Raw genomic sequence first — 21,256 nt, forward strand, 5'->3', positions numbered from 1 at the left:
ACAGCCTTCGCATTTCTTAGACCCTCAGACCCTTGACTCTTAGATGTGACTCTTAGATGCCCTTCAACCGACCGCCAGCCGCTTCCAGTACAGCAAAGTCCCCGTCAGTCCGCCGTAGGGTTTGAGGGCAAAATCGGGTATTTCTCCGGCCAGCGTGTAGCCCATTTTTTCGTAGAGGCCCGCCGCGCCTCCGTCTGTGGCGGTATCCAGCACCAGTAAGGTTCGGCCCTGCTGTGCCGCCAACTGCTCGGCTTCTTGCAGGAGTGCCGTGGCAACGCCTTTTCCCCGGTGGCCCAGCCGGGTCATCATCTTGGCGATTTCGGCGCGGTGAGGCTGGTTGGGTGGAAAATCCAGCAGCAGCGTTACAGTGCCAACCAGTGTGCCGCCCTGCCAAGCGCCCAACACGATGCGTTCGCCCCGGCTTGCTGCGGCCAGCGATCCGGCCCAGAATTCGGCGGCAGCTTCGGGGGCCAGCGGGTGCATAAAGCTCACCGATTCTCCGTTGGCAACGGTTTGAATCAGCAGCGTGCACAGTTGCTCGGCGGTGTCTGGGTCAGTGTTCAGGGCACGAATCTGGAAGGGGAATGTGGGGTTCGTCATCTCAACTCCGGGCCAGCACCACGAGGTAGGTGCAGGGGTGGGCGGCGGGATTGCGGAAGGTCACGTCATGCGGCGGGCCGAAGGCGAGGCTGTCTCCGGGGGCCAGTTCGTGAAGCTCTGGCCCTTCCTGAACCGTCAACGCTCCGGCCTCCAGCAGCACCACCTGACGAATTCGGGCATAGGACGAAGCGGGCAAATCGACGTGCTGGTGCGGCGGCAGCGTGACCCGCACCACTTCCAGCGGATGATCGGGGCGCATAAATACCTGTTGACGCTCGTAGCCTGAGCCGGGATCGCGCCAGCGGGGCTGATCGGCAGCCCGCACCAGGCGTCCGGTGTGGCCCTCAGCCCGCAGCAACAGCCCCGCCAACGTCAGGCCATACGCCCCCGCCAGGCGCACCAGCGTTCCCGCCGTCGGACTCATCTCACCGCGTTCTATTTTGCTGATGCTGGCCTTGGACACGCCGGAATGCTGTGCCAGATCGGCCTGTGACCATCCCCGCGCTTCCCGCTCCAGCCGGATACAGTGGGCCAACTGCTCCCCCGCATCAGCCTGTGCCGCTGCATCGTCCAATATAAGAGTCATGTGGATAGTATAGGAGATTTCAGGCCAAAGTTGGACAGGTCTGGCTCTGAGCTATGAACCTTGAACTGCCTCGCCCGTGCCGGAGGTCAACCGCTTTTGCTTTTACCGCTGACTGTTCCCCGGATCCTAACGAGCGTTTGGATAGCTGCGTTTAGGTAGATTGGGGCATGACTCAACTGGCCCTAGAACTTCAGGAACTCATCGCCACGATGGAGCAGCGCCGCGCCAAAGTGGAACTCGGCGGCGGCCCGGAGCGCCAGAAAAAGCAGCGGGCAGGCGGCAAACTCACGGCCCGCGAGCGCATCCATACGCTGCTGGACGCGGGCAGTTTTCTGGAACTCGGCACCTTTGTGGAACATCAGGGCGGACGGCTGATGCAGGGCGTGGAGGCTCCCGGCGAAGGCGTGGTCACGGGCAGCGGCACCATAGACGGGCGGCAGGTCTTCGTGTTCAGTCAGGATTTCACTGTACTGGGCGGCAGTTTGGGCAAAATGAACGCGGCCAAGATTACCAAAGTCATGGACTTGGCTGCCCGCACAGGTTGCCCCGTCATCGGACTCAACGATTCGGCGGGCGCACGCATTCAGGAAGGCGTGGATTCCCTCAGCGGCTACGGCGAGATTTTTTACCGCAACGCGATTTATTCGGGCGCTGTGCCGCAAATCAGCGCCATTCTCGGCCCCTGCGCGGGCGGCGCGGTGTATTCCCCGGCGCTCACCGACTTTATTCTGATGAGCGGCGGCAGCAGTTATATGTTCATCACTGGCCCCGAAGTGATCAAAAGCGTGACGCGCGAGGACGTGACCTTTGACCAGTTGGGCGGCGCGGACGTGCATACCCGCAAATCGGGCGTGGCGCACCTGGAATACGACGGTGACGAAGCCGTGCTACGCGGCATCCGCGACCTGTTGAGCTACCTGCCCCAAAACGCCCGCGAGAAAGCGCCTGTGCAGCCTACCTCTGACCCCGCGAGCCGCCGCAACGATGCCCTGCTGAAGATCGTGACGCCCGATCAGCGTCGGCCCTACGACATGCACGACGTGATTCATGAACTGGTGGACGACAGCACATTTCTGGAAATCCAGCCGAATTGGGCCAAGAATATTCTGGTCGGATTTGCCCGTCTGAACGGGCAGAGCGTGGGCATCGTCGCCAACAATCCACGTGTGATGGCCGGGACGCTCAATATTGACGCCTCAGACAAGGCCGCCCGCTTTATTCGCACCTGCGACTGCTACAACATCCCGATCCTGACACTGGTGGACGTGACCGGATTCCTGCCGGGCGTGGCACAGGAACACGCGGGCATCATCCGGCACGGCGCGAAAATGCTGTATGCCTACGCCGAGGCCACCGTGCCCAAAATCACGCTGATTACGCGCAAAAGCTACGGCGGCGCTTACCTCGCCATGAACAGCCGCGATATGGGCGCGGACGTGGTGTATGCGTGGCCCACCGCTGCTGTGGCCGTGATGGGCGCGGAGGGGGCGGCCAATATCGTGTACCGCCGCGACATTCAAAACGCAGAAGACCCCGGAGCGATGCGGGCCGAGAAAATCCGCGACTACAAAGACGCCTTCGACAACCCCTATGTGGCAGCCAGCAAGGGCTACATAGACGACGTGATTCCGATGGAGGACACCCGCGCGCGCCTGATCCAGACCTTTGGCATGCTGCGGGAAAAGCGGGAGGAGAGGCCGTACAAGAAGCACGGAAACATGCCGCTGTAGGAGACTGAAAACCAAAAAGAAGCCAGCCTCAACCATTGCGATTTGGGGCTGGCTTCTTTGACTCTCAGGCAAACGCTTTAGCGCCGTCCGAAATCCTGCACCCAGTAATGGCCGTAGTTTCCGACCGCCGCGTAGCCCACGCCGAGTTCGGTAAAGCTGGCGTTCATGATGTTGCGGCAGTGACCTTCGCTTTTTAGCCAGCCGTCCACTACGGCTTCGGGCGTGGTCTGTCCGGCGGCAATGTTTTCCCCAATGTTGCGCCAGGCGTACCCGGTGGCCGTAATACGCTGAGCCATCGTGCGGCCATCCTGACTGGTGTGGCTGAAGTAGTTGCGGGCGGCCATATCAGCGGCGTGGCCCTGCGCGGCCTGCGTCAATTGGGCGTTGGCGGCTACAGGCGCGGCGGCGGAAAAGCTGGTGCTGCCGCAAGTGCGGGCCTGAGCGCGGGCGGCGTTGGTCAGGGTCAGCACGCGCTGGGCAAAAGTTCCGGTGGTGGGCGCGGGGGCCGGAGCGGGCGTGGTTCCAGCCGCCGTCACGGTCAGCGTGAAGTCTATAAACGCGCTGGGATTGGAGGAGAGCGCCGTGCGAATGGTGGTGCTTCCGGCTCCTGTGGCGGTCACGAGGCCCGTTTGAGACACGGTGGCGACAGCCGCATTGCCCGTCGTCCATGTCAGTTCGCCGGGTTGCGGGGCGCGGCCACTCACGGTCACGGTCAGTTGGCGGGTCTGCCCCACTACAAGGGTTCCGGCGCTGGCCTGTGCGTTCAGGCTGCCCGCAATCGCCGGAGCCTCAGCCGGAGGTGGCCCCGAATTGGGCGTAGTTCCACAGGCCGCCAGCGTGAGCGCAAGAAGAAGAAAAGCCGCCGGGGCAGCAGACGAGCGCAGGTGTTGGCCGAAAGGCAGAGGCTTGTGCATGTGCTGCCATTAGAGTGTGCTCCTCCTGTTGCTGGCGTGAGGTTAAACCTCTCATCTCTCACATTCGCTCTAAGACCGTACAGTAGGCCAAGCATGTGACCTATGTGGAAAATCTGATCTTAAGGAAACGATACCTTTCTCATCTTGAAAGAACGATAGTTCACGGCAGGAGGGTGAAGGCGACGATTTTCGCATCCGGAAGATGAAGGGGTGAGGTGTCGGGCAGACTCACACGCACCTCTCCGCCCGACCCTGTGTCACCCGATAGTTGGGCAGCGGCATTCAGTAGGGGCGCGTCGGCGGCAGGATCGAGTGTGCCCCACAGATGCGCTGCGCCCTGGCCATTCAACTCGCGCCACAGCAGCGACCCGATAGCTTCTCCGCCCGCGTAAGCCATCAGCAATACACTTGTGGGATCGCCTTCCAGCGGCCCTGCAAAATGACGGGCCAACGCTTCGGCCCATTCTGCCGCGCCGTAGCTTTCGGCCAGCACTCCCGCCCAAGTCGGCAGATGCAGCCGCGACACCTGCTCCACCACGATCACGCCGGGGTCAGGCACGGGCGCAAACGTGCCTACACGCAGGCCCCCCACGTCCTCACCCGCCACCGCACTCACCGAGGTCACCAGCGGCGGCGCGTCTTGCCCCAGATGCCACGCCCGCACCAGTGGCAGCACATCGCCCGCATCTTCCGGCAAATAAGAGGTATTCAGCGCCAGCACATTGATTCCTGGCGTGTGCAGGGTCACGGCCCCACGGAAGTCTCGCCTGACCGTACAGAACGGCTCGAAGTAGGCCACGAGTTCGGCGAGAACGGGCGGCAACGTGGGGGCAGGGGAGGGCATGAGGGCAGGCTAGGGGCTAGGGGACACGAAAAACAACCGCCGAGGTGCTGGGGCGGTTGTTTTGAATGGGGGATTCGGTTGAGATGCGGGGAAAGTCTAATAGTCTAGTGTCGAAGGGTCCAAGAAGGGCGAATGCTTTGCTGGACGTTGATTTCAAATACTCTGCCTACCTAAAAATCGCACTGCCCCAGCACCTTAGACCCTAGGCTTTTAGACCCTTAGACGCCTTCCCCCTCAAGCTTTACGGGTACAACCCGCGGAGTGCCCGCGCTTCCAGCACCCGTGTGCAGGCCACGATGTAGGCCGCCGTCCGCAGAGTCACACCGTGTTTCTCCTTCACGTCCCAGAGGCTCAGGAAGGCTTCGCCCATGATTCGGTCGAGGCGCTTGTTGATCTCATCTTCTGTCCAGAAGAACGAGGAGAAATCCTGTACCCACTCGAAGTAGGACACGGTGACGCCGCCCGCGTTGGCGAGTACGTCGGGCACGATGGTGATGCCGCGCTCGGCCAGCAGGTCGTCGGCGGCGGGCGTGGTGGGGCCGTTGGCACCCTCCACGATCAGCTTGGCCTTGATCCGTCCGGCGTTGGCGTCGGTAATCTGTTTTTCCAGCGCGGCGGGAATCAGCACGTCGCAGTCCACGTCCCAGAAGGCGTCGCGGGTCAGTTCGTCGGTATCGGCCAGGCCGGTGATCTTCCCCGTCTGTTTCAGGTGGGCGAAGGCCGTGCGCGGGTCAATTCCGCCGTCGCTGTAAATGGTTCCGGTCACGTCCTGAAGCGCGACTACTTTTGCGCCGTGATCGTGGAAGATGCGGGCGGCGGCCTCGCCCACGTTGCCGAAGCCCTGAATGGCGATGCGAGCGCCTTCCAAGCGGATGCCCAGCTTCTTGAGGGCTTCTGCGCCCGTGACGAACACGCCGCGTCCGGTGGCGTCGGCGCGGCCCAAAGAGCCACCCAGCGCCACAGGTTTGCCCGTCACCACGCCCGTCGCGGTGCGGCCCACGTTCATGGAATAGGTGTCCATCATCCACGCCATCGTCTGCGGGTTGGTGTTCACGTCGGGGGCGGGGATGTCTTTTTCTGGCCCGATCACGAGGCCGATTTCGGTGGTGTAGCGCCGCGTCAGGCGTTCCAGTTCTCCGGTGCTGTACTTGCGCGGGTCGATGCGGATGCCGCCCTTGCCGCCGCCGTAGGGCAGGTTCACGGCGGCGTTTTTCACCGTCATCCACGCGCTGAGGGCCATCACTTCACTCAGCGTCACGTCCTGGTGGTAGCGCACGCCACCTTTGGCCGGGCCGCGAGAAGTGTTGTGCTGCACGCGGTAACCCTCAAAGTGCGCTACCGTGCCGTCATCGAGGTGAATCGGCACGTCTACGACCAGAATGCGTTTTGGCCGCTTGAGGGTTTCGACCCAGTAGGCCAGCTTGCCCAGATACGGCGTGACCCGCTCCACCTGCTCCAGATAGATGGCGTAGGGGCCGAGGTCGTTGGAGTCGAGGTAGCTGGGAATGGCGTGGTGGCCGAGCTTGGACGTGTCCTGCGCGGCGGCGTTGGGGTTGGGTTCGGTGGTGGTCATGTGGTGGGAACCTCCTCTGGAGGGCGGATATGGGTTGTGGATTGTCGGGGGTAGTGAGTGGGAAGGGCAATCGCTTTGCTCATTCACCCCCTCCCCGGCCCTCCCCCCTCAAGGGAGAGGGAGCAAAACAGGAGATGAGGGGGGCTATCAGACTCTTAGACCCTAGACCCTTGGACCAGGCCCAGAGCAATCAAGTCCAGAGCAATCAATTCCAGAGCAACCCAGACTCATGGATAAACCCCGCGCATCACGCTGGCTTCGTGCAGCCTGTTCAGGGCCATCGCGTAAGCTGCCGTCCGCATATCGGTCTGGCGGGTTCGCATAAATTCCAGCACGCCGTCTACAGCCCGGTCTACGCGCTGGTCAATCGCTTCCTCAATCTCGGTTTCTGTCCAGAAGAAGTTGCTGGCGTCCTGCACCCATTCCAGATAGTTGACAATCAGGCCGCCAATCGAGGCCACCAGATCGGGCAGCACGGTCACGCCCTGCGCCTTCAGGAAGCGTTCGGCTTCGGGCAGCACGGCGCGGTTGGTGGCTTCCACCACGTAGCGGGCGCGAACGGCGTGGGCGTTTCCGGCGTTCACGGCCCCGTAATCGTAGGCCAGCATCAGCACGTCTACGTCCAGCTCGATCACTTCGTCGGCGCTGATGTCGGTGGCAAAGCCCTGAACGCTGCCGTGCTGCTCGCGGTAAGCGGCGAGAGCTTCCAGATCCAGGCCGCCGCTGGCAAAGGTGCCGCCGTCCTGGTCGCTCACGGCGATCACCAGTGCGCCCTCTGCGGCGAGGGTGCGGGCGGCCTTGCGGCCCACGTCGCCAAAGCCGTACACGGCGGCGCGGGCGCGGTTCAGGCTCTCGCCCTGTTCTTTCAGCACGCGGCCCGCCACCAGTGCGGCGCTGCGGCCCCGTGCATCCTTGCTGGCGTAACTGCCACCCAGCGGAATGGGTTTGCCCACCACGACGCCGCTCACGGTTTCACCCGTGTTCTCGCCGTAGGTGTCCAGAATCCACGCCATGACCTGCGCGTCGCTGCCCACGTCAGGAGCCAGGATGTCTTCATTCTTGCCGATCAGATCGACCAGTTCGCTGGTATAGCGGCGCGTCAGGCCTTCCAGTTCTCCGGGCGACAGTGTGGCCGGGTCAACGTTCACGCCGCCCTTTGCCCCGCCCAGAGGCAGGTCGGCCACCGCCGCTTTCAGGGTCATGATGGCGGCCAACACTTCGCATTCATGAGCATTCAGGCCCGCCTTAAAACGGACGCCGCCCATGCTGGGGCCACGCGCCGTGCTGTGAACCGTGCGGTAGCCCCGGAACACGCGAATCTGGCCGTCGTCCATCCGAACGGGCAAATTCACGCTCAGGGTGCGTTTGGGGTACTTGAAATAGGCCAACGACTGATCGCTGACCGCGCAGTAGGGCAGTGCATCCTGGAGTTGCTCCATGAGGCCCTGCCAATTGAGTCCTGATGCCCTCATTCCAGAGTTCTCCTTAGAGGTAGTGAGTTGCTGTTGTCAGCAAAAAAAGGCGGTGCAATTGTGAGGCAACCAGAGCATACACGCATAGACAAATGGGCAAGCGTGAAGGCTGAGGCCTGCCCCCATTGTTTGCCCCCGCCGCCACCTACAGTGCAGGCGAACCGGAAAAGCTCCACAGGCACGCCAAAAAGTTGAAGCGTTTCCAGAGCGTGTGAGTGCGAGGCCAGCTCTCGCTGCCGCCTTCCAAACGAGAAGAACGGCGGGTCAGTCTGGTCTAGAAAGGCTGTCCGGTCAATTGGGACGGGGAGGGGGAGTTGGGGCGGCAGGGGCGAGGTCTAAGGGTAGAGGGTCGAAGGTGCTGGGGCTGGGGCGCACGCGGTTACTGGTGGTTTCCTCTGCTGCACAGCTCTGCGAGTCCCACAGGGCGCGAGGGCTAAAAGTAAAAAGCTGTGTTTGGCTCTCTCACCCTTGAGGGGGGAGGGGTGGGCAGAGGGTGAGTGAGCGAAGCGATTGCCCTTCCTTAGACCATCAGACCCTAGACCTAGAGAGGCCTTGTCCCTAGTGACTCCGCTCGATCTCTTTTTGCGCCAACGCCGCCAAAGCACTGCGGGCTTCGCTGGCGGGCAAGGTTTCCAGCGCACGCACCGCCAGCCCGGCACGACGTCTGATTTCGTCGCGGGTGCGTTCCAGCGTGCCTTCCGTGGCGGCCAGTTGGCGTACGCGGGCCACGTCGCCCTCGTTCGCGGCGCGGCGTTCCAGAATCTCGCGCACCTCATCGGCGTGGGGGCCGTCCAGCAGGTACAGCACGGGCAGCGTGGCCTTGCCCTCGCGCAGGTCGCCGCCCACAGGCTTGCCAATGCTGCTTTCTTCGCCTGCAAGGTCGAGCAGGTCGTCTTGCATCTGAAAGGCCATGCCGTATTCGCGGCCAAATGTGGCGAGGGCTTCCCGCTGGGTATCGGGGGCCGACAGCAGCAGGGCGGGCGCACTGGCGGCCAGTTCCACGAGTGCTGCCGTTTTGCCGTGAATCACATCCAGATAGTGTTCCAGCGCGTATTCGGCGTAGGCGGCCACCTGAAATTGCAGCACCTCGCCCTCACAGATCACGCTGGCGGTTTGCCCAAAAGCCCGCGTGAGGGCCGCGCCGCCCGGCAAATTAGAGAGCAGCATCAGCAGGCGCGCCAGCATGAAATCGCCGCTCATCACGCTGACCACGTTGCCGAAGCGCCGGAATGCAGAAGGCTTGCCGCGCCGGGTGTCGGCATCGTCGATCAGGTCATCGTGCAGCAGGCTGGCCGAGTGCAGGAGTTCCACGCACACGCCCACGTCTATCACGTCGCTCCAGCCTGCCCGCTCCGGTTGTGCGCCCAGCACCTGCGCGGCCAGAAACGAAATCAGGGGCCGGGTGCGCTTGCCGCCCGCCGCCACCAGATCGTCTCCGATCAGCTCGATAAATTCCACGCGGGAGCGCAATACCTCACGCAGCCGCCCCTCGAAGGCCACGTTCGGCACCGCCACGTCTACCACGCCAGTCATCTTGTCAGTATAGGAAGTGCAGCGCGGTGTGCTAGGGCCGAAAGTACCCCCGCTCCCCAGTACACCCGCTTTGGCCCGGCTTTGGGAAGACTGCCCAACGCCTCCGGAAGTTTGTCCCTCACATCGGGGGGGGCGCTCATGCTAAAAATACAGGATATGGAAAGTGTCATTGCCGTCTTTCGCGAGCCAACACAGGCCAAGAGCGCCCTCGAAGCCCTCAAGGCGCGTGGCTTTGACCGGGATCACCTCGGCTTTGCCCTCACCGATGTGGTCATGGAAGACGACATCGCGCAGGCCACCGGCGTCGGCCCCGAAGCTGGAGCACCCGGCGGCAGCGCCTCGGTCATTCGCGGCACCATCGGCGGCATGTTGGCGGGCGTGGCCCTCACGCTCCCCATCTGGCTGCTGCTGCTGATCATTCCCGAAACCCGGATTTACCAACTGGGCGGCATCTACGGCATGCTCTTCGGGGCGCTGGGCGGCGCGGGCCTCGGTGGGCTGTTCGGTGCGCTGGCCGGTTCCGATCACGGCGACTACGTCAAATTGCTGCGCCGGATGGGTGTGCCCCCCGTGCAGGCCGAACGCTTTTACGACGCCATGAAAAGCGGCCACACACTCGTTATTGCCCGTGACCCCGACAGCAAGCGGGCCGACGAAGCCCTGAGCATCATGCGGAAGAACGGAGCCACCCAGCTTGACGACGTCAGTGGCAAAGGCCGCCTGAGCAGCGAGCGAATCGGGCAGGACGGCAAGTAGTTTTCTTAAGTTAAGCTTTCTATCCCAGCCCCAGCCATCGCTGGGGTTTTTGTTGTTCGCCTGCGCTCAAATGGTCTACCCTACACACATGACACAATCCATTGACCGGGCCAGCACCCTGACCGAGCAACTCGTGGCGTGGCGGCGGCATCTGCACCAAAACCCAGAAGTGGGCTTTGCCGAGCATCAGACGGCGGCGTACATCGAAGCGGAGCTGGGGCAGATGCCGGGGTTGAGCGTGTCTCGCCCCACGCCAACCAGTGTGCTGGCCGTATTGAAGGGTCAAAAAGCGGGCCGCACGGTGCTCTTGCGGGCCGACATAGACGCGCTGCCCATTCACGAGGAAAACACCTTTGAATTTGCCTCGCAAACCCCCGGTGTGATGCACGCCTGCGGCCACGACGGACACACCGCCATTTTGCTGGGTGTCGCCAAACTGCTGAGCGAGCGCCCCGAAGAGGTGGCTGGAGAAATCCGCATGATCTTCCAGCATGCCGAGGAAATCGGGCCGGGCGGGGCCGAAGAATTGGTGATGGAGACGCCGCTGATGGACGGCGTGGACGTGGTGACGGGCCTGCACCTGAATTCCTCGCTGCCTGCCGGAGTGGTGGCCGTGAAGCCGGGGGCGTTCATGGCCGCGCCCGACACCCTCACACTGACCATTCGCGGCAAGGGCGGACACGGCGCACACCCCGAACAGACCGTAGACCCGATTGCAGTCGGCGCACAGGTCGTGACCAATTTGCAGCATGTGGTCAGCCGGAATGTGGCGGCCCTCGACGCGCTGGTGGTGTCTATTACGCTGTTCCAGAGTGGCAGTACCCACAACGTCATTCCCGATACGGCGCTGCTACAAGGCACAGTGCGCACCTTCGAAGCCGAGTTGCGGGCACGCGCCCCCCAACTGATCGAGCGAGTAATCAAAGGTGTGTGTGACGCACACGGCGCGACGTACGACCTGAACTACGAGTTCGGGTACCGCCCCGTGATCAACACCGATTGGGTGGCCGCCAGACTGCGCGAGATTGCGCTGGACACGGTCGGCCCTGACCTGTACCAAGATGCCAAACCCACGATGGGAGGCGAAGATTTCAGCGCCTACCTGCAAAAAGCGCCCGGAGCCTACTTCAATGTGGGCAGTGCCAGCGACAGCGCCGACAGCCACTGGCCGCACCATCACCCCCGCTTTACCATCGACGAAGCCAGCCTAGAAACGGGCGTGAAGATGCTGTACGCCGCTGCACTGAACTTGGGTCAGCCAGAGTAAATCAGGGCGCGGGTCACCCGGTCAGAAACGCTCTACCATGCCCGCATGACCCTCCACCCCGATATTCAAATCCCTACGCCCGAAGAATTTGCCCGCCTGTCGCCCGAAGAATTGGCCGGGCGCATGGGCAAACTGAGCGGCACACTCGGCCAACGCCTCGGCATAGAACTGCTGAGCGTGACCCGTGAGCGCCTGACCGCCCGCATGCCCGTAGAGGGCAACCGCCAGCCCACCGGACGGCTGCACGGCGGCGCAAGCTTGGCCCTGGCCGAAGAACTGGCGAGCCTGGGCAGCTTCCTGAATGTCGACCCCAGAACACAATTTGGCGTGGGCGTCGACCTGAACGGCACTCATGTTCGCGGCATTTCCGAGGGCTGGGTGACCGCCGAGGCTCTGCTGGCTTACCGGGGCCGCACAGTGATGGTCTGGACAGTGGAAATGAAGGACGAGCAGGGCCGCACGACGACGCTGGCCCGCTGCACCTGCAATGTGGTGACGCACGGGGGGTAAACACACGGGGGTAACGGAGCTGTTGGGGAAAACGAACGTGGAGCGGAGAACGTGGTTTGGCCTTCTCCACGTTCTCCGCTCCACGTTCTCTACTTTTGCCCGCTCTGCTCTACCGACTCAGCGCCCGCGTAAAACTGCTCTCTGCCCGGTCTTTCATCTCGGCCACCGCGTTCCAGTCGGGCGCGGTGCGGGTATAGGCCTGCTGACACACTTCCTGTGGATCCAGGGCAATGGGATGAAACGGCGCACCAGCATCGGCGCAAAAGCCCTGCACTTTGGGATCGTAGGCCACGCCTGCAAACGGCACGCCCGCAGCGGCAGCCAGAATGATGGCGTGCAGGCGTACTCCGATTACGAAGCCGCACGAAGCAATCGCGTCCAGGGCCACCTGCGGGTCTACGGTACTCAGCACTTCATCGGCCCCCAAACTGTGGGCGGCGGCGTCATCGTGGGCAGGCATAAAGCTGAGAGCCAGCACACGGCGGCCCTGTGCCTGCAAGCTTGCCGTGACCGTTTTCAGGCGCTCGGTGGCCTCGGTCACGTCGCCGCGTGGGGCAATGATGACCTGATCCAGTTGGCGCGGCAGGTTGGGGCTGGGGTGCAGCAGCAGGGCCGGGTCGCCGCCGAGTTCGCCCGAAATCCCCAGGGCTTGCAGGGTATCGAGGCTCCCCCGGTCACGCACGATCACCCGCAGACCGCGCAGGGCAGAGGCCACTTTGCGTCCCCCTTCCGGACTGAGCGGCCCAATGCTCTGGTTAAAAATCACCACGCGCTTGCCCAGCAGCCGCGCCGCACGGATCACGCCGAGGTAGTAGGTGAGCGTGCGGGCGCTGGTCTTGTCTTGCAGCAGGCCGCCGCCGCCCGACAGCAGCACGTCCGAGCGGGCAATGGCTCCCAGCAATCCGGCAGGTTTCATGCGCGGCGCACTCTCGCAGCCGTAGGTCTGGGCTGTCTTTTCGGGCGTTTCGGACAGCAGCAGCGGCCTGTTCCCCCGCTGCTTCAACTCACGGGTAATGGCGAGCGCAATGGCCTCGTCGCCCGTGTTCCCAAAGCCGTAGTAACCGCTGACGGTAACTTTCATTCGGCCACCTTCCAGAGCGGCACCTTCATGCAGCGGCTCCGGTGCGGCGCGTGCCATACGTGTTCCAGATTCGGATGCCCTGCTTCACGGCCCAGATCGCCACGTATCCGGCCACCAGACCCACGCCGAGGCCAATAAAGCAGCGGGCGGCGCTGATCAGCAGGGGCGTGTGGAAGTGCGAAAACGTGTTGAGGATGCTGGCCTGACCGATCACGCCGCCCAGCAAAATCAGGGTGCTGAAGTAGCCCGGCAAGACCCCGCTGAGGCCCACCAGCGCCAACGGATGCCCGGCGAGTTCCTTGAAACGCGGGCGAACGATGGAATCTTGCAGGTTCTGGCGCACTTCTTTTTCGGCGTCGCTGACCCCCACCGAACTGGTATTGCCCCGGCGCAAAAACACCAGCGCAAACACGGCGATTCCGAGGCCCATCACCACGATGTCGCCCAGTTTGATGGGTGCGTTGTAGATGTCCTGCGCGGTTTTGCGGATGTCCTGGCGCGGCAGGAAGCTTGCGCCCACCAGCACCAGCGGCAGCAACAACGTGAGGCCCACGCCCCGGAAGGGCTCCAGGCCGATCATGGAGTTGCCGTTGGCCCCCAACGCCGACACGAACAGTACGCCCGCCAGACTGAGGCCCGTAGCCAGGAACCAATCGGACACGCGCCGACGCCGCAGCACCAGCCCCAAAGAAGGGAATGTGACGGCGGCAATCAGAGCGAGGCCTTCCAGCGGCTTGATCCCGTCTGGGCCGAGGCTGTTGAGGCCGAATGCCAGGAGCGCCGTGAGTGCCGAGGCCAGCAGCCCCAGCCGCACCAGCGGGTAACTGAGGCCCAGGAGCAGCAGCGCCGCCAGTGGCCCCACCGCGCTCAGAACTTGCAGCAACGGGCTGGGTTCGTAGCGGGTAATGGTGGGATTTGCCAGCTTCACGCCCGCATCGCCCAGCAGTTTGGTGGTGCGGGCCAGGAACACCTCGGTTTCGCCGATGGTGGGAAAGGTTCGTAGGTATAGCAGGCGGTGGCCCCGTTCGCGGGCGGCGAGGGCAAATTTGCTGGCAGTCTCTTCGGGGAGCAGCAGGTTTTGCCACGCCGCACTGATGGAGAACATGCGGGCCGCGCCGTGCCGCTCGACCAGTTTGTCTAGCCCAAGCTGGGGCGTCGCCTCGATCAGGGTCGGAATCCGCTTGCCCAGGCGGTCATTGATTTCCTCCAACAGTTCCGGGCTGCGTGCGCCCATGACCTCGCTGCTGGGAAAGGAGATGAACGGCACATCGGGCCAATCTGCGCCCGGTTCGCGCACGGCGTCGTCTGCGTAAGGGCGGTATACCAGCGTCATGCCCTGCGCCCTCAGATCGTTGATGAGTGCGGTATTGGGCCCAGCGGGCAGGAAGCGCGGGTCGGTGGCCCACTCTACCCACTGGTTCCCGCCAATTTGCACCAACCGCGTAGGAATGGTGTAGCGGGCAGGCAGCGCCTCGGCCACACCGGGTTTGAGCGAGCGCAGGTAGGACTTCTGGGGCTGTGCGCCTTGACCGGGAAACTGCACCGCCAGATCGGAACCGTCCTGAAAATACACTTCGCCGCGCTGTTGCAGGCTGCCAATCGTGTCCTCGTACACGGCCACACCGTTCAGCCCCAGCGCCTTGTAGCGGTTCAGGAGTGCCTGCGGCTCCAGCCCGTACCGCTGCGCCTGAGACACCAGATTCGGATAATCCATGATGTAGGACGTGGTTTTTCCGGCCTGCTCGAAGGTGACGCGGCCGTAGGCCAGGATGAACGCCGGAATCAGCGACAGCAGAATCAGGCCCAGCAGCAGCGGCGCAAGCCTATGGCGGGTAGGCACGGGCAGCGTTTCCAGAGAGAGGGTCGCCTTAGGGGGAGCGGAGGGGCCGCCCGGTGATTCGGGCAGGGAAGAACGGGCGGCGGGATTCGGATCAGTCACAGGGCACATCCTAAAGGGGAAAGCGGCAAGGGTTAAGGCAAGGCAGCAAAACGGGCCAGCTTACCTTCAGCCAGCCCGGTGAATCGTCCGCCTATCGGATGAGAGGGTGAGTTCTGGCCGTTGCCTAAACCGTAGACCGAATCCGCGCCGCCAGCATATCCAGCGCGGGCTCGTTCATGCCGCCGTGCGGAATAATCACATCGGCGTAGCGTTTGGTGGGTTCCACGAAACTCAGGTGCATGGGCCGCACATAGTCCAGATACTGCTGAATCACGCTTTCGGGGGTGCGCCCGCGTTCCTGTGTATCGCGCAGCAGGCGGCGAATAAAGCGCACGTCGGCGTCGGCGTCCACAAAAACTTTCAGGTGCATCCGCTCACGCAGTTGTTCGTCATAGAGGGCGAAAAAGCCTTCCAGCACCACCACCGACCCCGGCAAAACCCGCGTGGTCTGGTCGGAGCGGGTGTGCTTGGTAAAATCGTATTCGGGCATGGCAATTGGCACGCCCGCCAACAGTGCATCGACGTGTTCGCGCAAGAGTGCCCAATCGAAGGCCGCCGGGTGGTCGTAGTTGGTTTTCAGACGGGCCTCGAAAGGAATATCGGACTGGTCGCGGTAGTAGTTGTCCTGACTCAGCACGGCCACACCGTCGCTGCCTACCGTTTCTATAACGCGCCGGGTCACGGTGGTTTTGCCGCTGCCCGACCCGCCCGCCACGCCGATCACGAAGGGTTCGGCTTTGCTGATGCTCATTTGCCGTGGCCCAGGCTGCCGATCAGGTCGATGCGGCGCTCGGCCATGCGGCGGGCCACGATATGCACGGGTTTGCCGTACTGCTCGGCCACCGCCGTAATCCGGTTGATGATCATGTACACGCGCTCGGCGGCCTGTTCGGGCGTGGTTCCCTGCGCGGCGGCAATCAGGCCAGCGGCATTGATGGCGTAATCGGGCATGTAGATAATTCCGGCTTCCTTCACGGCAGCTTCTCCGCGCCGGGTCAGGGGGTGATGCTCGCCGCCCGCGATGAGGCGGCACTGCAAGCGCGGCACATCGTCGGAACGGATGGAATGGCCGTAGGCGCAGGGGGCGAAAATATCGCAGGGTGAATCCAGCAGTTGGTCGGCAGAAACGACCTGCACGCCGTCGAGTTGATCGGCCAGGGCTTCGGCCCGGTCTGCGCGTTGGTCGGCCACCGTCAGCCGAGCGCCCTCGCGGTGCAGGTGCCCGGCCAGCGTGCGGCCCACCGCGCCCACGCCCAAAATCGCCACCCGCACGCCGCGCATGCTCTCGCTGCCGAGGGCAAAGCGGGCGGCGGCCTTCATGCCCCGGTACACGCCGTACCCGGTGACGCTGCTGGTGTCGGTGTTCACGCCCAGGGTGGCGGGCGTTTCCTGCGCCACAAACGCAATATCGGCGGGCGATACGCCAATGTCTTCGGTGAGAACCACCCGCGATTCCAGCGGACGCACCTGCCGTCCCAGTGCCCGGAACAGAGCTTCGCGGGCGTGTGGGTCGTCTACGCCCGCTTCGGGCATCATCAGGACGCAAGCGCCGCCGCCGTAGTTCAGGCCCGCCAGCGCCGCCTTCAGGGTCAGGCTTTCGCTGAGGGCCAGTGCGCCGCGCACCGCCAACTGCTCATCCTGAGCGCCGAGCCTGACGCCCGCGATGGCTGGCCCCAACACGGTGGAATGAATAGCCAAAGCCGCCCGCAGGCCGCTGGGCGCGTGGTGCAGTAGGGTCAGGGCTTCGTGGCCCCGCGCCTGCATTTCTTCTAAGATCAACATAAGAACTGCTCCGACCTGTACGGCTCCAGACTGTGACGCTGCATGGGGACTCCTGACGCGCTTTGGCTGCGCGGTAATGCCAAGCAGGGTAGCACCGCGCCGCCGGGAAGCCGTGAAGTCCGACTCCCATCAGGCCAGTCAACTGACCCGAAATCGTCTCAAAACACGGGGTTCTCGCCTTAACCCAAGGCAGACACCCCCATTGCCCCCCGCGCACCCCGCCCTCTAGCACGAAAATTGCACGCGTTAGGCGGGTCTGTTCGCTAGAATGCCCCCTAAGAATGTCACTTACACTGCACGCCCAAGGGGGAAGTTGATGATGGATAGGATTGCTCCGCTCGCCAAGATTCTGGCAGAAGCAAACGGGATTGACTGGCAGAGGCTCAACGGCACGGGCGAGGGCGGGATGATCGTGGAGCAGGACATCCTGAACTACCTGTCACGCGTCATGAGCGGTGAGGAAGAGCCGCCTGAAACCCCCGTGGACTTGCCGCCGCCCGACTGGGAAGGCGACCTTGCCAACAGCAACTTCGACATGGCCGCGCTGAGTGCAGCGGGCGTGGACGCCGACATCACGTCGTACATCGAGCAGGCCCGGCCCTCTGCCCCGCACATTCCGGCGACTCCTGTGTCCACTTTTCAGGAAGACGCGATGGAATTTGAAATGGACGAGGGCGAGGACGACGGCGAAGACTTGCTGACCACCGAGCCGCCCGCGTTTGTGCCTGCCGCCCAGATCGAAGTGCCGGACGTCGCCGCAGCCGTGCCTGAGCCTGAGGTGCAGCACGCCGCTGCCGTGATCCCCGAACGGATCGTGGTGCCGGAGCCTGCGTTGCCCGAACCTGTGCGATCTGAACCCGTGCAACCCGAACCCATTCAGATTCCTGCCGCCGCTGTGGTTCCGCCCGCTGCCGCCGCTGCCAACAAAGGCGGCCTGGGCGGATTGCTGTCGCGCCTGTACCAGAACCGCGCCGCGCCCCAAGACACGCCCGCTGCCCCTGCACCCAGCATGGTCGGCCCCGCGTTTGCCACGCCCAAAGACGATGTGTCTATGCCAGCAGTGTCGATGCCAGAGGTGGCCGCGCCGAATATCACCGTGCCGGACATTGCCGCGCCGATGATTCCCGATATCGCTCTGCCTTCCTTGGCCGCCCCAGAAGTGGCCGCACCCGAACTGACCGCCGCCGACCTGAGCATCGAAGCCGAGCAGAACACGCCCGACTTCAGCGCCCCACAGGTGGAGTTGCCTTCTGTCAGCGGGTCTGTCAGCGACGCCGTGCAGCCTTGGGCCAGCAAAGACGACGTGGTGCCGATGGCGGCTGCCGCAACCCCCGAAGTGCAGCCTGTGCCCACACCCGACCCGGTGGCCGCCGCGATGATCGGAGCCGTTGCCACGTCGGGCGCAGGCCTGAGCCAGAGCGTGACCGCGCCTGCTGCCCTGCCCCAGGGCGCCGTGTGGTTCGGAACTTACCTGCGCCGTGACGCACAGGTGGCCGCCGCAACCGATCTCCGCGAGCAACTGAGCGAAGCCCTCAGCCGCGACGTCCCGCTGGCCCTGTTGGTGGCCCGCGCCGCCCAGCAGCACGCCGCCATACTGGACTTGAGCGCCGTCGCCATTCAGGACCCAAGCGTGGGCCGCACCCGCAGCGCAAAACCCGGCAGCATCCGTGACGCCGTGACTGCCCTGGACACCGACCACGACGGCACGCCCGACCTGCTGATCGTGGACGCCGGACTGCTGGACTTGGACGACCTGCACTACCCGCACGCCCTGACACTCAGTGTGGGCCGCGTGCAGGGGGGCCGCGCCGCCCTGACCCTCAACGGCAACGTGGACACCGAACGCGCCGCCCGCTTCCTTGCCAGCGTGGCCCAAACGCTAGAGAAGCCTGTAATCTTGCTGGTCTGAGCGAGATAGAGCTTTAGAACGTGGAGCGTGGGAGGTGGATCGTGCTGATCCCCTCCCGCGTTTTTGGCTCTCTAGGAAAAAGACCAGATGGGATAGGCAGGCCGTAGGTTGTTGCCCTTGACCTTCTCAGACCCTCAGACTTTCGACCCTTAGACGCCTTGCCTCACTTCTAGCTCTCCCCGCCCACACTTTGCCCCTCGCCGGGGTACACTGAATTACGGTGCTGTGCGCCGTGCTTTTTTTTGCCTTGCCGCAGCGTCGGCGTGGGAAAAAAGGGCAAGTCTGCGCGTGCGGCAGGAGGCTGAAATGCCCGGAATCGCAATTATTGGTGCCCAGTGGGGAGACGAAGGCAAGGGAAAGATCACCGATTTCCTCGCTCCCCGCGCAACATTTATCGCCCGTTATCAGGGAGGCGCGAACGCGGGCCATACCGTAACCGCCAAGGGTCAGACCTTCAAGCTGAATCTGCTGCCCAGCGGCGTGCTGCACGAAGGCACGGTGTCGGTGCTGGGCGACGGCATGGTCATCGACCCTCAGAAGTTTATGGAGGAACGCCAGAATCTGCTGGATGCGGGCCTGAATCCCGACCTCAGAATCAGTGACCGGGCGCATCTGGTGTTGCCTCACCACAAGTTTGTCGATGGACGCAAGGACTTCGTGGGCACGACTGGGCGCGGGATTGGCCCCGCCTACGCAGACCGGGCGCGGCGCGTGGGCATCCGCTTTGGCGACCTCGCTGACGACGGCGTGCTTCGTGAGCGCGTAGAACGGCTGCTGGAAGCCAAACCCAACAGCACCCGCGACGCAGGTTGGACGAGCGTAGAAGTGGCCCTGGACGCCCTCGCACCCACCCGTGAAGCCCTGCTGCCCTTTGTGCAGGACACCGGCGGGCAACTACGTCAGGCCATCAAGGAGGGCCAGAACGTGCTGTTTGAAGGCGCTCAGGCCACCCTGCTCGACCTGAATTACGGCACGTATCCCTTCGTCACCAGCAGCCATCCCACTGTGGGCGGCGTGCTGGTGGGCGCAGGCGTAAACCACAAGGCCATTCACCGTGTGTACGGCGTCGCCAAAGCCTTTAACACCCGCGTGGGTCACGGCCCGTTTCCCACCGAAGTGTTCGGGGATATGGAACTGCGGTTGCGCGGCGACGGCTCCAAGCCCTGGGATGAATTCGGCACCACCACAGGCCGCGCCCGCCGCGTGGGCTGGCTGGATCTGGAACTGCTGCGCTACGCCGTAGACGTGAACGGCCTGGACGGTCTGGTCATCAACAAGATGGACATTCTGGCGGGCCTGGATACCATTCCGGTGTGTACCCACTACGACGGGGACGGCCAGCCCGTCTACCGCCAGATGCCCGGTTGGGCCACCACCGACGGAGCCGACAGCCGCGATACCTTGCCCAAACAGGCGCAGGCGTATCTGGACTTGATCGAGGAAACGGTCAATTGCCCGGTGGTCATCTTCTCGTGTGGCCCCGCCCGCGAGCAGACCTATGGGGCGGTGGACTGGGTTTAAGTCGGGTGTGGGACGTGGGCAGGGTATTAAGGCGTCTAAGGAAGGATAATCGCTGCGCTCACTTCCCCTCTCTCCTCAAGGGTGAGGCAGGAACACAACGCTTTTAGCCTTTGCCTTTATCCCCCCTCGCCCCTTGTGGGACTCGTAGAGCTGCGGAGCAGAGAGGGGCGCTGAGCACCAGTGGGGTGAGGGGCAGTTCAACGACGTACCCACCTCAACACCTGAGCGCCTAGACCCCCTGGCTCTTAGACCACGCCCCTTCTATCCCAGTCTCCACCGCCCACCCCTGCCCCCCGCCTGACTGCCCCCACCGCGCTGCCCCCAATTCCAACCTCCCGCCTGAAATCCATCAGACAATTGCCGCGAGTGGCCTTGGCCTACACTCGCGGCATTCAATTTGTCGGCCCTCCGCATTCCTCCTGGCGGAACGACACTGGAGCCGTGTACTTTGACCACCACCAAGCCCACTGACACTGATTTCGACCTTCTCGACTCCGGCCACAGCGACCCGGTGGCCGAGCATTCGGCGGCGGCCCGGCCAGACCTGAAGGTGCTGACTCACGATTGGCTTTCGGCCATTGGCGAAGACCCGGAGCGCGAAGGCCTGCTAAAAACGCCGGAGCGGGTTGCCAAAGCGTGGGGATTCCTGACCGGTGGCTACACTCAAACATTGGCCGACGTGACCAATGAAGCCGTCTTCGAGGCCGAAGGCAGCGAAATGGTCATCGTGAAGGACATCGAGTTCTATTCCATGTGTGAACACCATATGCTGCCGTTTTATGGCCGCGCCCACATCGCCTACATCCCTGACGGCAAAATTCTGGGCCTCAGTAAGTTTGCCCGAATTGTGGACTTGTACGCCCGCCGCCTACAGGTGCAGGAACGCATAACGACCCAGATTGCCGACGCAGTGCTGGAACTGTTGGCTCCCAAAGGCGTGGCCGTGCTGATGGAAGGCGTCCACCTGTGCATGGCGATGCGCGGCGTGCAAAAGCAGAATTCCAGCACCACCACCTCGGCCATGCGCGGCCTGTTTAAAGATGACGCCCGCACCCGCGCCGAGTTTATGAGCGCCGTACAGGGCACGCTCCGCAGCCGCTGAACAGTAGGATCGGCCCCAGCGCTGCCGTTGCGGAGTCGACCCCCAATTTCAGGAGGCGCCCTCTGCCCATCAGCGCGGCGAAAAAGTCATAGCATCTGCCCCCCTCGGCGGAGTATTCAGAGTGCAGAGTGGGAACT

Annotated in this window: 18 protein-coding genes; 7 read left to right on the forward strand and 11 right to left on the reverse strand. The window is 63.4% G+C overall.

Annotated features, from left to right (window positions below; translation table 11 throughout):
- Nucleotides 1-63: 63 nt before the first annotated feature.
- Both M1R55_RS09335 and M1R55_RS09340 read right to left on the reverse strand, forming a co-directional pair.
- Nucleotides 64-600, reverse strand: a complete 537-nt coding sequence (locus tag M1R55_RS09335; protein ID WP_249391532.1) for a GNAT family N-acetyltransferase — start codon at nt 598-600, stop codon at nt 64-66.
- Nucleotide 601: 1 nt separating this feature from the next.
- Nucleotides 602-1,186, reverse strand: coding sequence for a helix-turn-helix domain-containing protein (locus M1R55_RS09340; protein WP_249391533.1), 585 nt, complete (start codon nt 1,184-1,186; stop codon nt 602-604).
- Between the two features lie 167 nt (nt 1,187-1,353).
- On the opposite strand from M1R55_RS09340, the gene M1R55_RS09345 reads away from it, so the two are divergent.
- Nucleotides 1,354-2,916 carry an acyl-CoA carboxylase subunit beta gene (locus tag M1R55_RS09345; RefSeq protein WP_249391534.1) on the forward strand — a complete coding sequence of 521 codons (1,563 nt, stop codon included), beginning with the start codon at nt 1,354-1,356 and terminating at the stop codon, nt 2,914-2,916.
- A gap of 77 nt (nt 2,917-2,993) precedes the next feature.
- Here the strand turns inward: M1R55_RS09345 and M1R55_RS09350 are convergent, their stop codons facing one another.
- From M1R55_RS09350 to M1R55_RS09370, 5 genes are all read right to left on the reverse strand, one after another.
- Nucleotides 2,994-3,830 (reverse strand): CAP domain-containing protein, encoded by an 837-nt coding sequence (locus tag M1R55_RS09350; RefSeq protein ID WP_249391535.1) that lies wholly within the window; start codon nt 3,828-3,830, stop codon nt 2,994-2,996.
- Nucleotides 3,831-3,990: 160 nt separating this feature from the next.
- Entirely contained in the window at nt 3,991-4,674 is a 684-nt protein-coding gene (locus M1R55_RS09355) for a hypothetical protein (protein WP_249391536.1), read from the reverse strand.
- A 241-nt stretch (nt 4,675-4,915) separates the two neighbouring features.
- Nucleotides 4,916-6,247, reverse strand: coding sequence for a Glu/Leu/Phe/Val dehydrogenase (locus M1R55_RS09360; protein ID WP_249391537.1), 1,332 nt, complete (start codon nt 6,245-6,247; stop codon nt 4,916-4,918).
- Between the two features lie 227 nt (nt 6,248-6,474).
- Complete coding sequence (locus M1R55_RS09365; RefSeq protein ID WP_249391538.1) at nt 6,475-7,719, reverse strand: Glu/Leu/Phe/Val dehydrogenase; 1,245 nt, start codon at nt 7,717-7,719, stop codon at nt 6,475-6,477.
- A gap of 558 nt (nt 7,720-8,277) precedes the next feature.
- Nucleotides 8,278-9,252, reverse strand: coding sequence for a polyprenyl synthetase family protein (locus tag M1R55_RS09370; protein WP_249391539.1), 975 nt, complete (start codon nt 9,250-9,252; stop codon nt 8,278-8,280).
- A 138-nt stretch (nt 9,253-9,390) separates the two neighbouring features.
- Between M1R55_RS09370 and M1R55_RS09375 the strand changes: the two genes are divergently transcribed.
- From M1R55_RS09375 to M1R55_RS09385, 3 genes are all read left to right on the forward strand, one after another.
- On the forward strand, nt 9,391-10,008 hold the full coding sequence (locus tag M1R55_RS09375) for a hypothetical protein (RefSeq protein WP_371827096.1): 618 nt from the start codon (nt 9,391-9,393) through the stop codon (nt 10,006-10,008).
- Nucleotides 10,009-10,096: 88 nt separating this feature from the next.
- On the forward strand, nt 10,097-11,275 hold the full coding sequence (locus tag M1R55_RS09380) for a M20 family metallopeptidase (RefSeq protein ID WP_249391540.1): 1,179 nt from the start codon (nt 10,097-10,099) through the stop codon (nt 11,273-11,275).
- Nucleotides 11,276-11,320: 45 nt separating this feature from the next.
- The gene (locus tag M1R55_RS09385) at nt 11,321-11,785 is read left to right on the forward strand and encodes a PaaI family thioesterase (protein ID WP_249391541.1); all 465 of its coding nucleotides are present in this window, start codon (nt 11,321-11,323) and stop codon (nt 11,783-11,785) included.
- A 109-nt stretch (nt 11,786-11,894) separates the two neighbouring features.
- Here M1R55_RS09385 and csaB read toward each other — a convergent pair whose 3' ends face one another.
- The 4 genes from csaB to M1R55_RS09405 all read right to left on the reverse strand — a co-directional run bounded on the left by csaB (nt 11,895) and on the right by M1R55_RS09405 (nt 16,587).
- Nucleotides 11,895-12,866, reverse strand: a complete 972-nt coding sequence (csaB, locus tag M1R55_RS09390) for a polysaccharide pyruvyl transferase CsaB (RefSeq protein ID WP_249391542.1) — start codon at nt 12,864-12,866, stop codon at nt 11,895-11,897.
- A gap of 25 nt (nt 12,867-12,891) precedes the next feature.
- The gene (locus M1R55_RS09395) at nt 12,892-14,814 is read right to left on the reverse strand and encodes a DUF5693 family protein (RefSeq protein WP_371827097.1); all 1,923 of its coding nucleotides are present in this window, start codon (nt 14,812-14,814) and stop codon (nt 12,892-12,894) included.
- Nucleotides 14,815-14,929: 115 nt separating this feature from the next.
- Nucleotides 14,930-15,556, reverse strand: coding sequence for a uridine kinase (gene udk / locus M1R55_RS09400; protein WP_249391543.1), 627 nt, complete (start codon nt 15,554-15,556; stop codon nt 14,930-14,932).
- Nucleotides 15,553-16,587, reverse strand: coding sequence for a Glu/Leu/Phe/Val dehydrogenase dimerization domain-containing protein (locus M1R55_RS09405; RefSeq protein ID WP_249391544.1), 1,035 nt, complete (start codon nt 16,585-16,587; stop codon nt 15,553-15,555). Before M1R55_RS09405 ends, udk begins: the two co-directional genes overlap by 4 nt.
- Nucleotides 16,588-16,903: 316 nt before the next feature.
- On the opposite strand from M1R55_RS09405, the gene M1R55_RS09410 reads away from it, so the two are divergent.
- The 3 genes from M1R55_RS09410 to folE all read left to right on the forward strand — a co-directional run bounded on the left by M1R55_RS09410 (nt 16,904) and on the right by folE (nt 21,119).
- Complete coding sequence (locus M1R55_RS09410; protein WP_249391545.1) at nt 16,904-18,496, forward strand: E3 binding domain-containing protein; 1,593 nt, start codon at nt 16,904-16,906, stop codon at nt 18,494-18,496.
- Nucleotides 18,497-18,802: 306 nt separating this feature from the next.
- The gene (locus tag M1R55_RS09415; RefSeq protein WP_249391546.1) at nt 18,803-20,017 is read left to right on the forward strand and encodes an adenylosuccinate synthase; all 1,215 of its coding nucleotides are present in this window, start codon (nt 18,803-18,805) and stop codon (nt 20,015-20,017) included.
- 511 nt (nt 20,018-20,528) lie between these two features.
- Nucleotides 20,529-21,119 (forward strand): GTP cyclohydrolase I FolE, encoded by a 591-nt coding sequence (gene folE / locus M1R55_RS09420; RefSeq protein WP_371827185.1) that lies wholly within the window; start codon nt 20,529-20,531, stop codon nt 21,117-21,119.
- Nucleotides 21,120-21,256: the final 137 nt, after the last annotated feature.

The sequence above is a fragment of the Deinococcus sp. QL22 genome (assembly GCF_023370075.1).
Taxonomy (GTDB): Bacteria; Deinococcota; Deinococci; order Deinococcales; family Deinococcaceae; genus Deinococcus.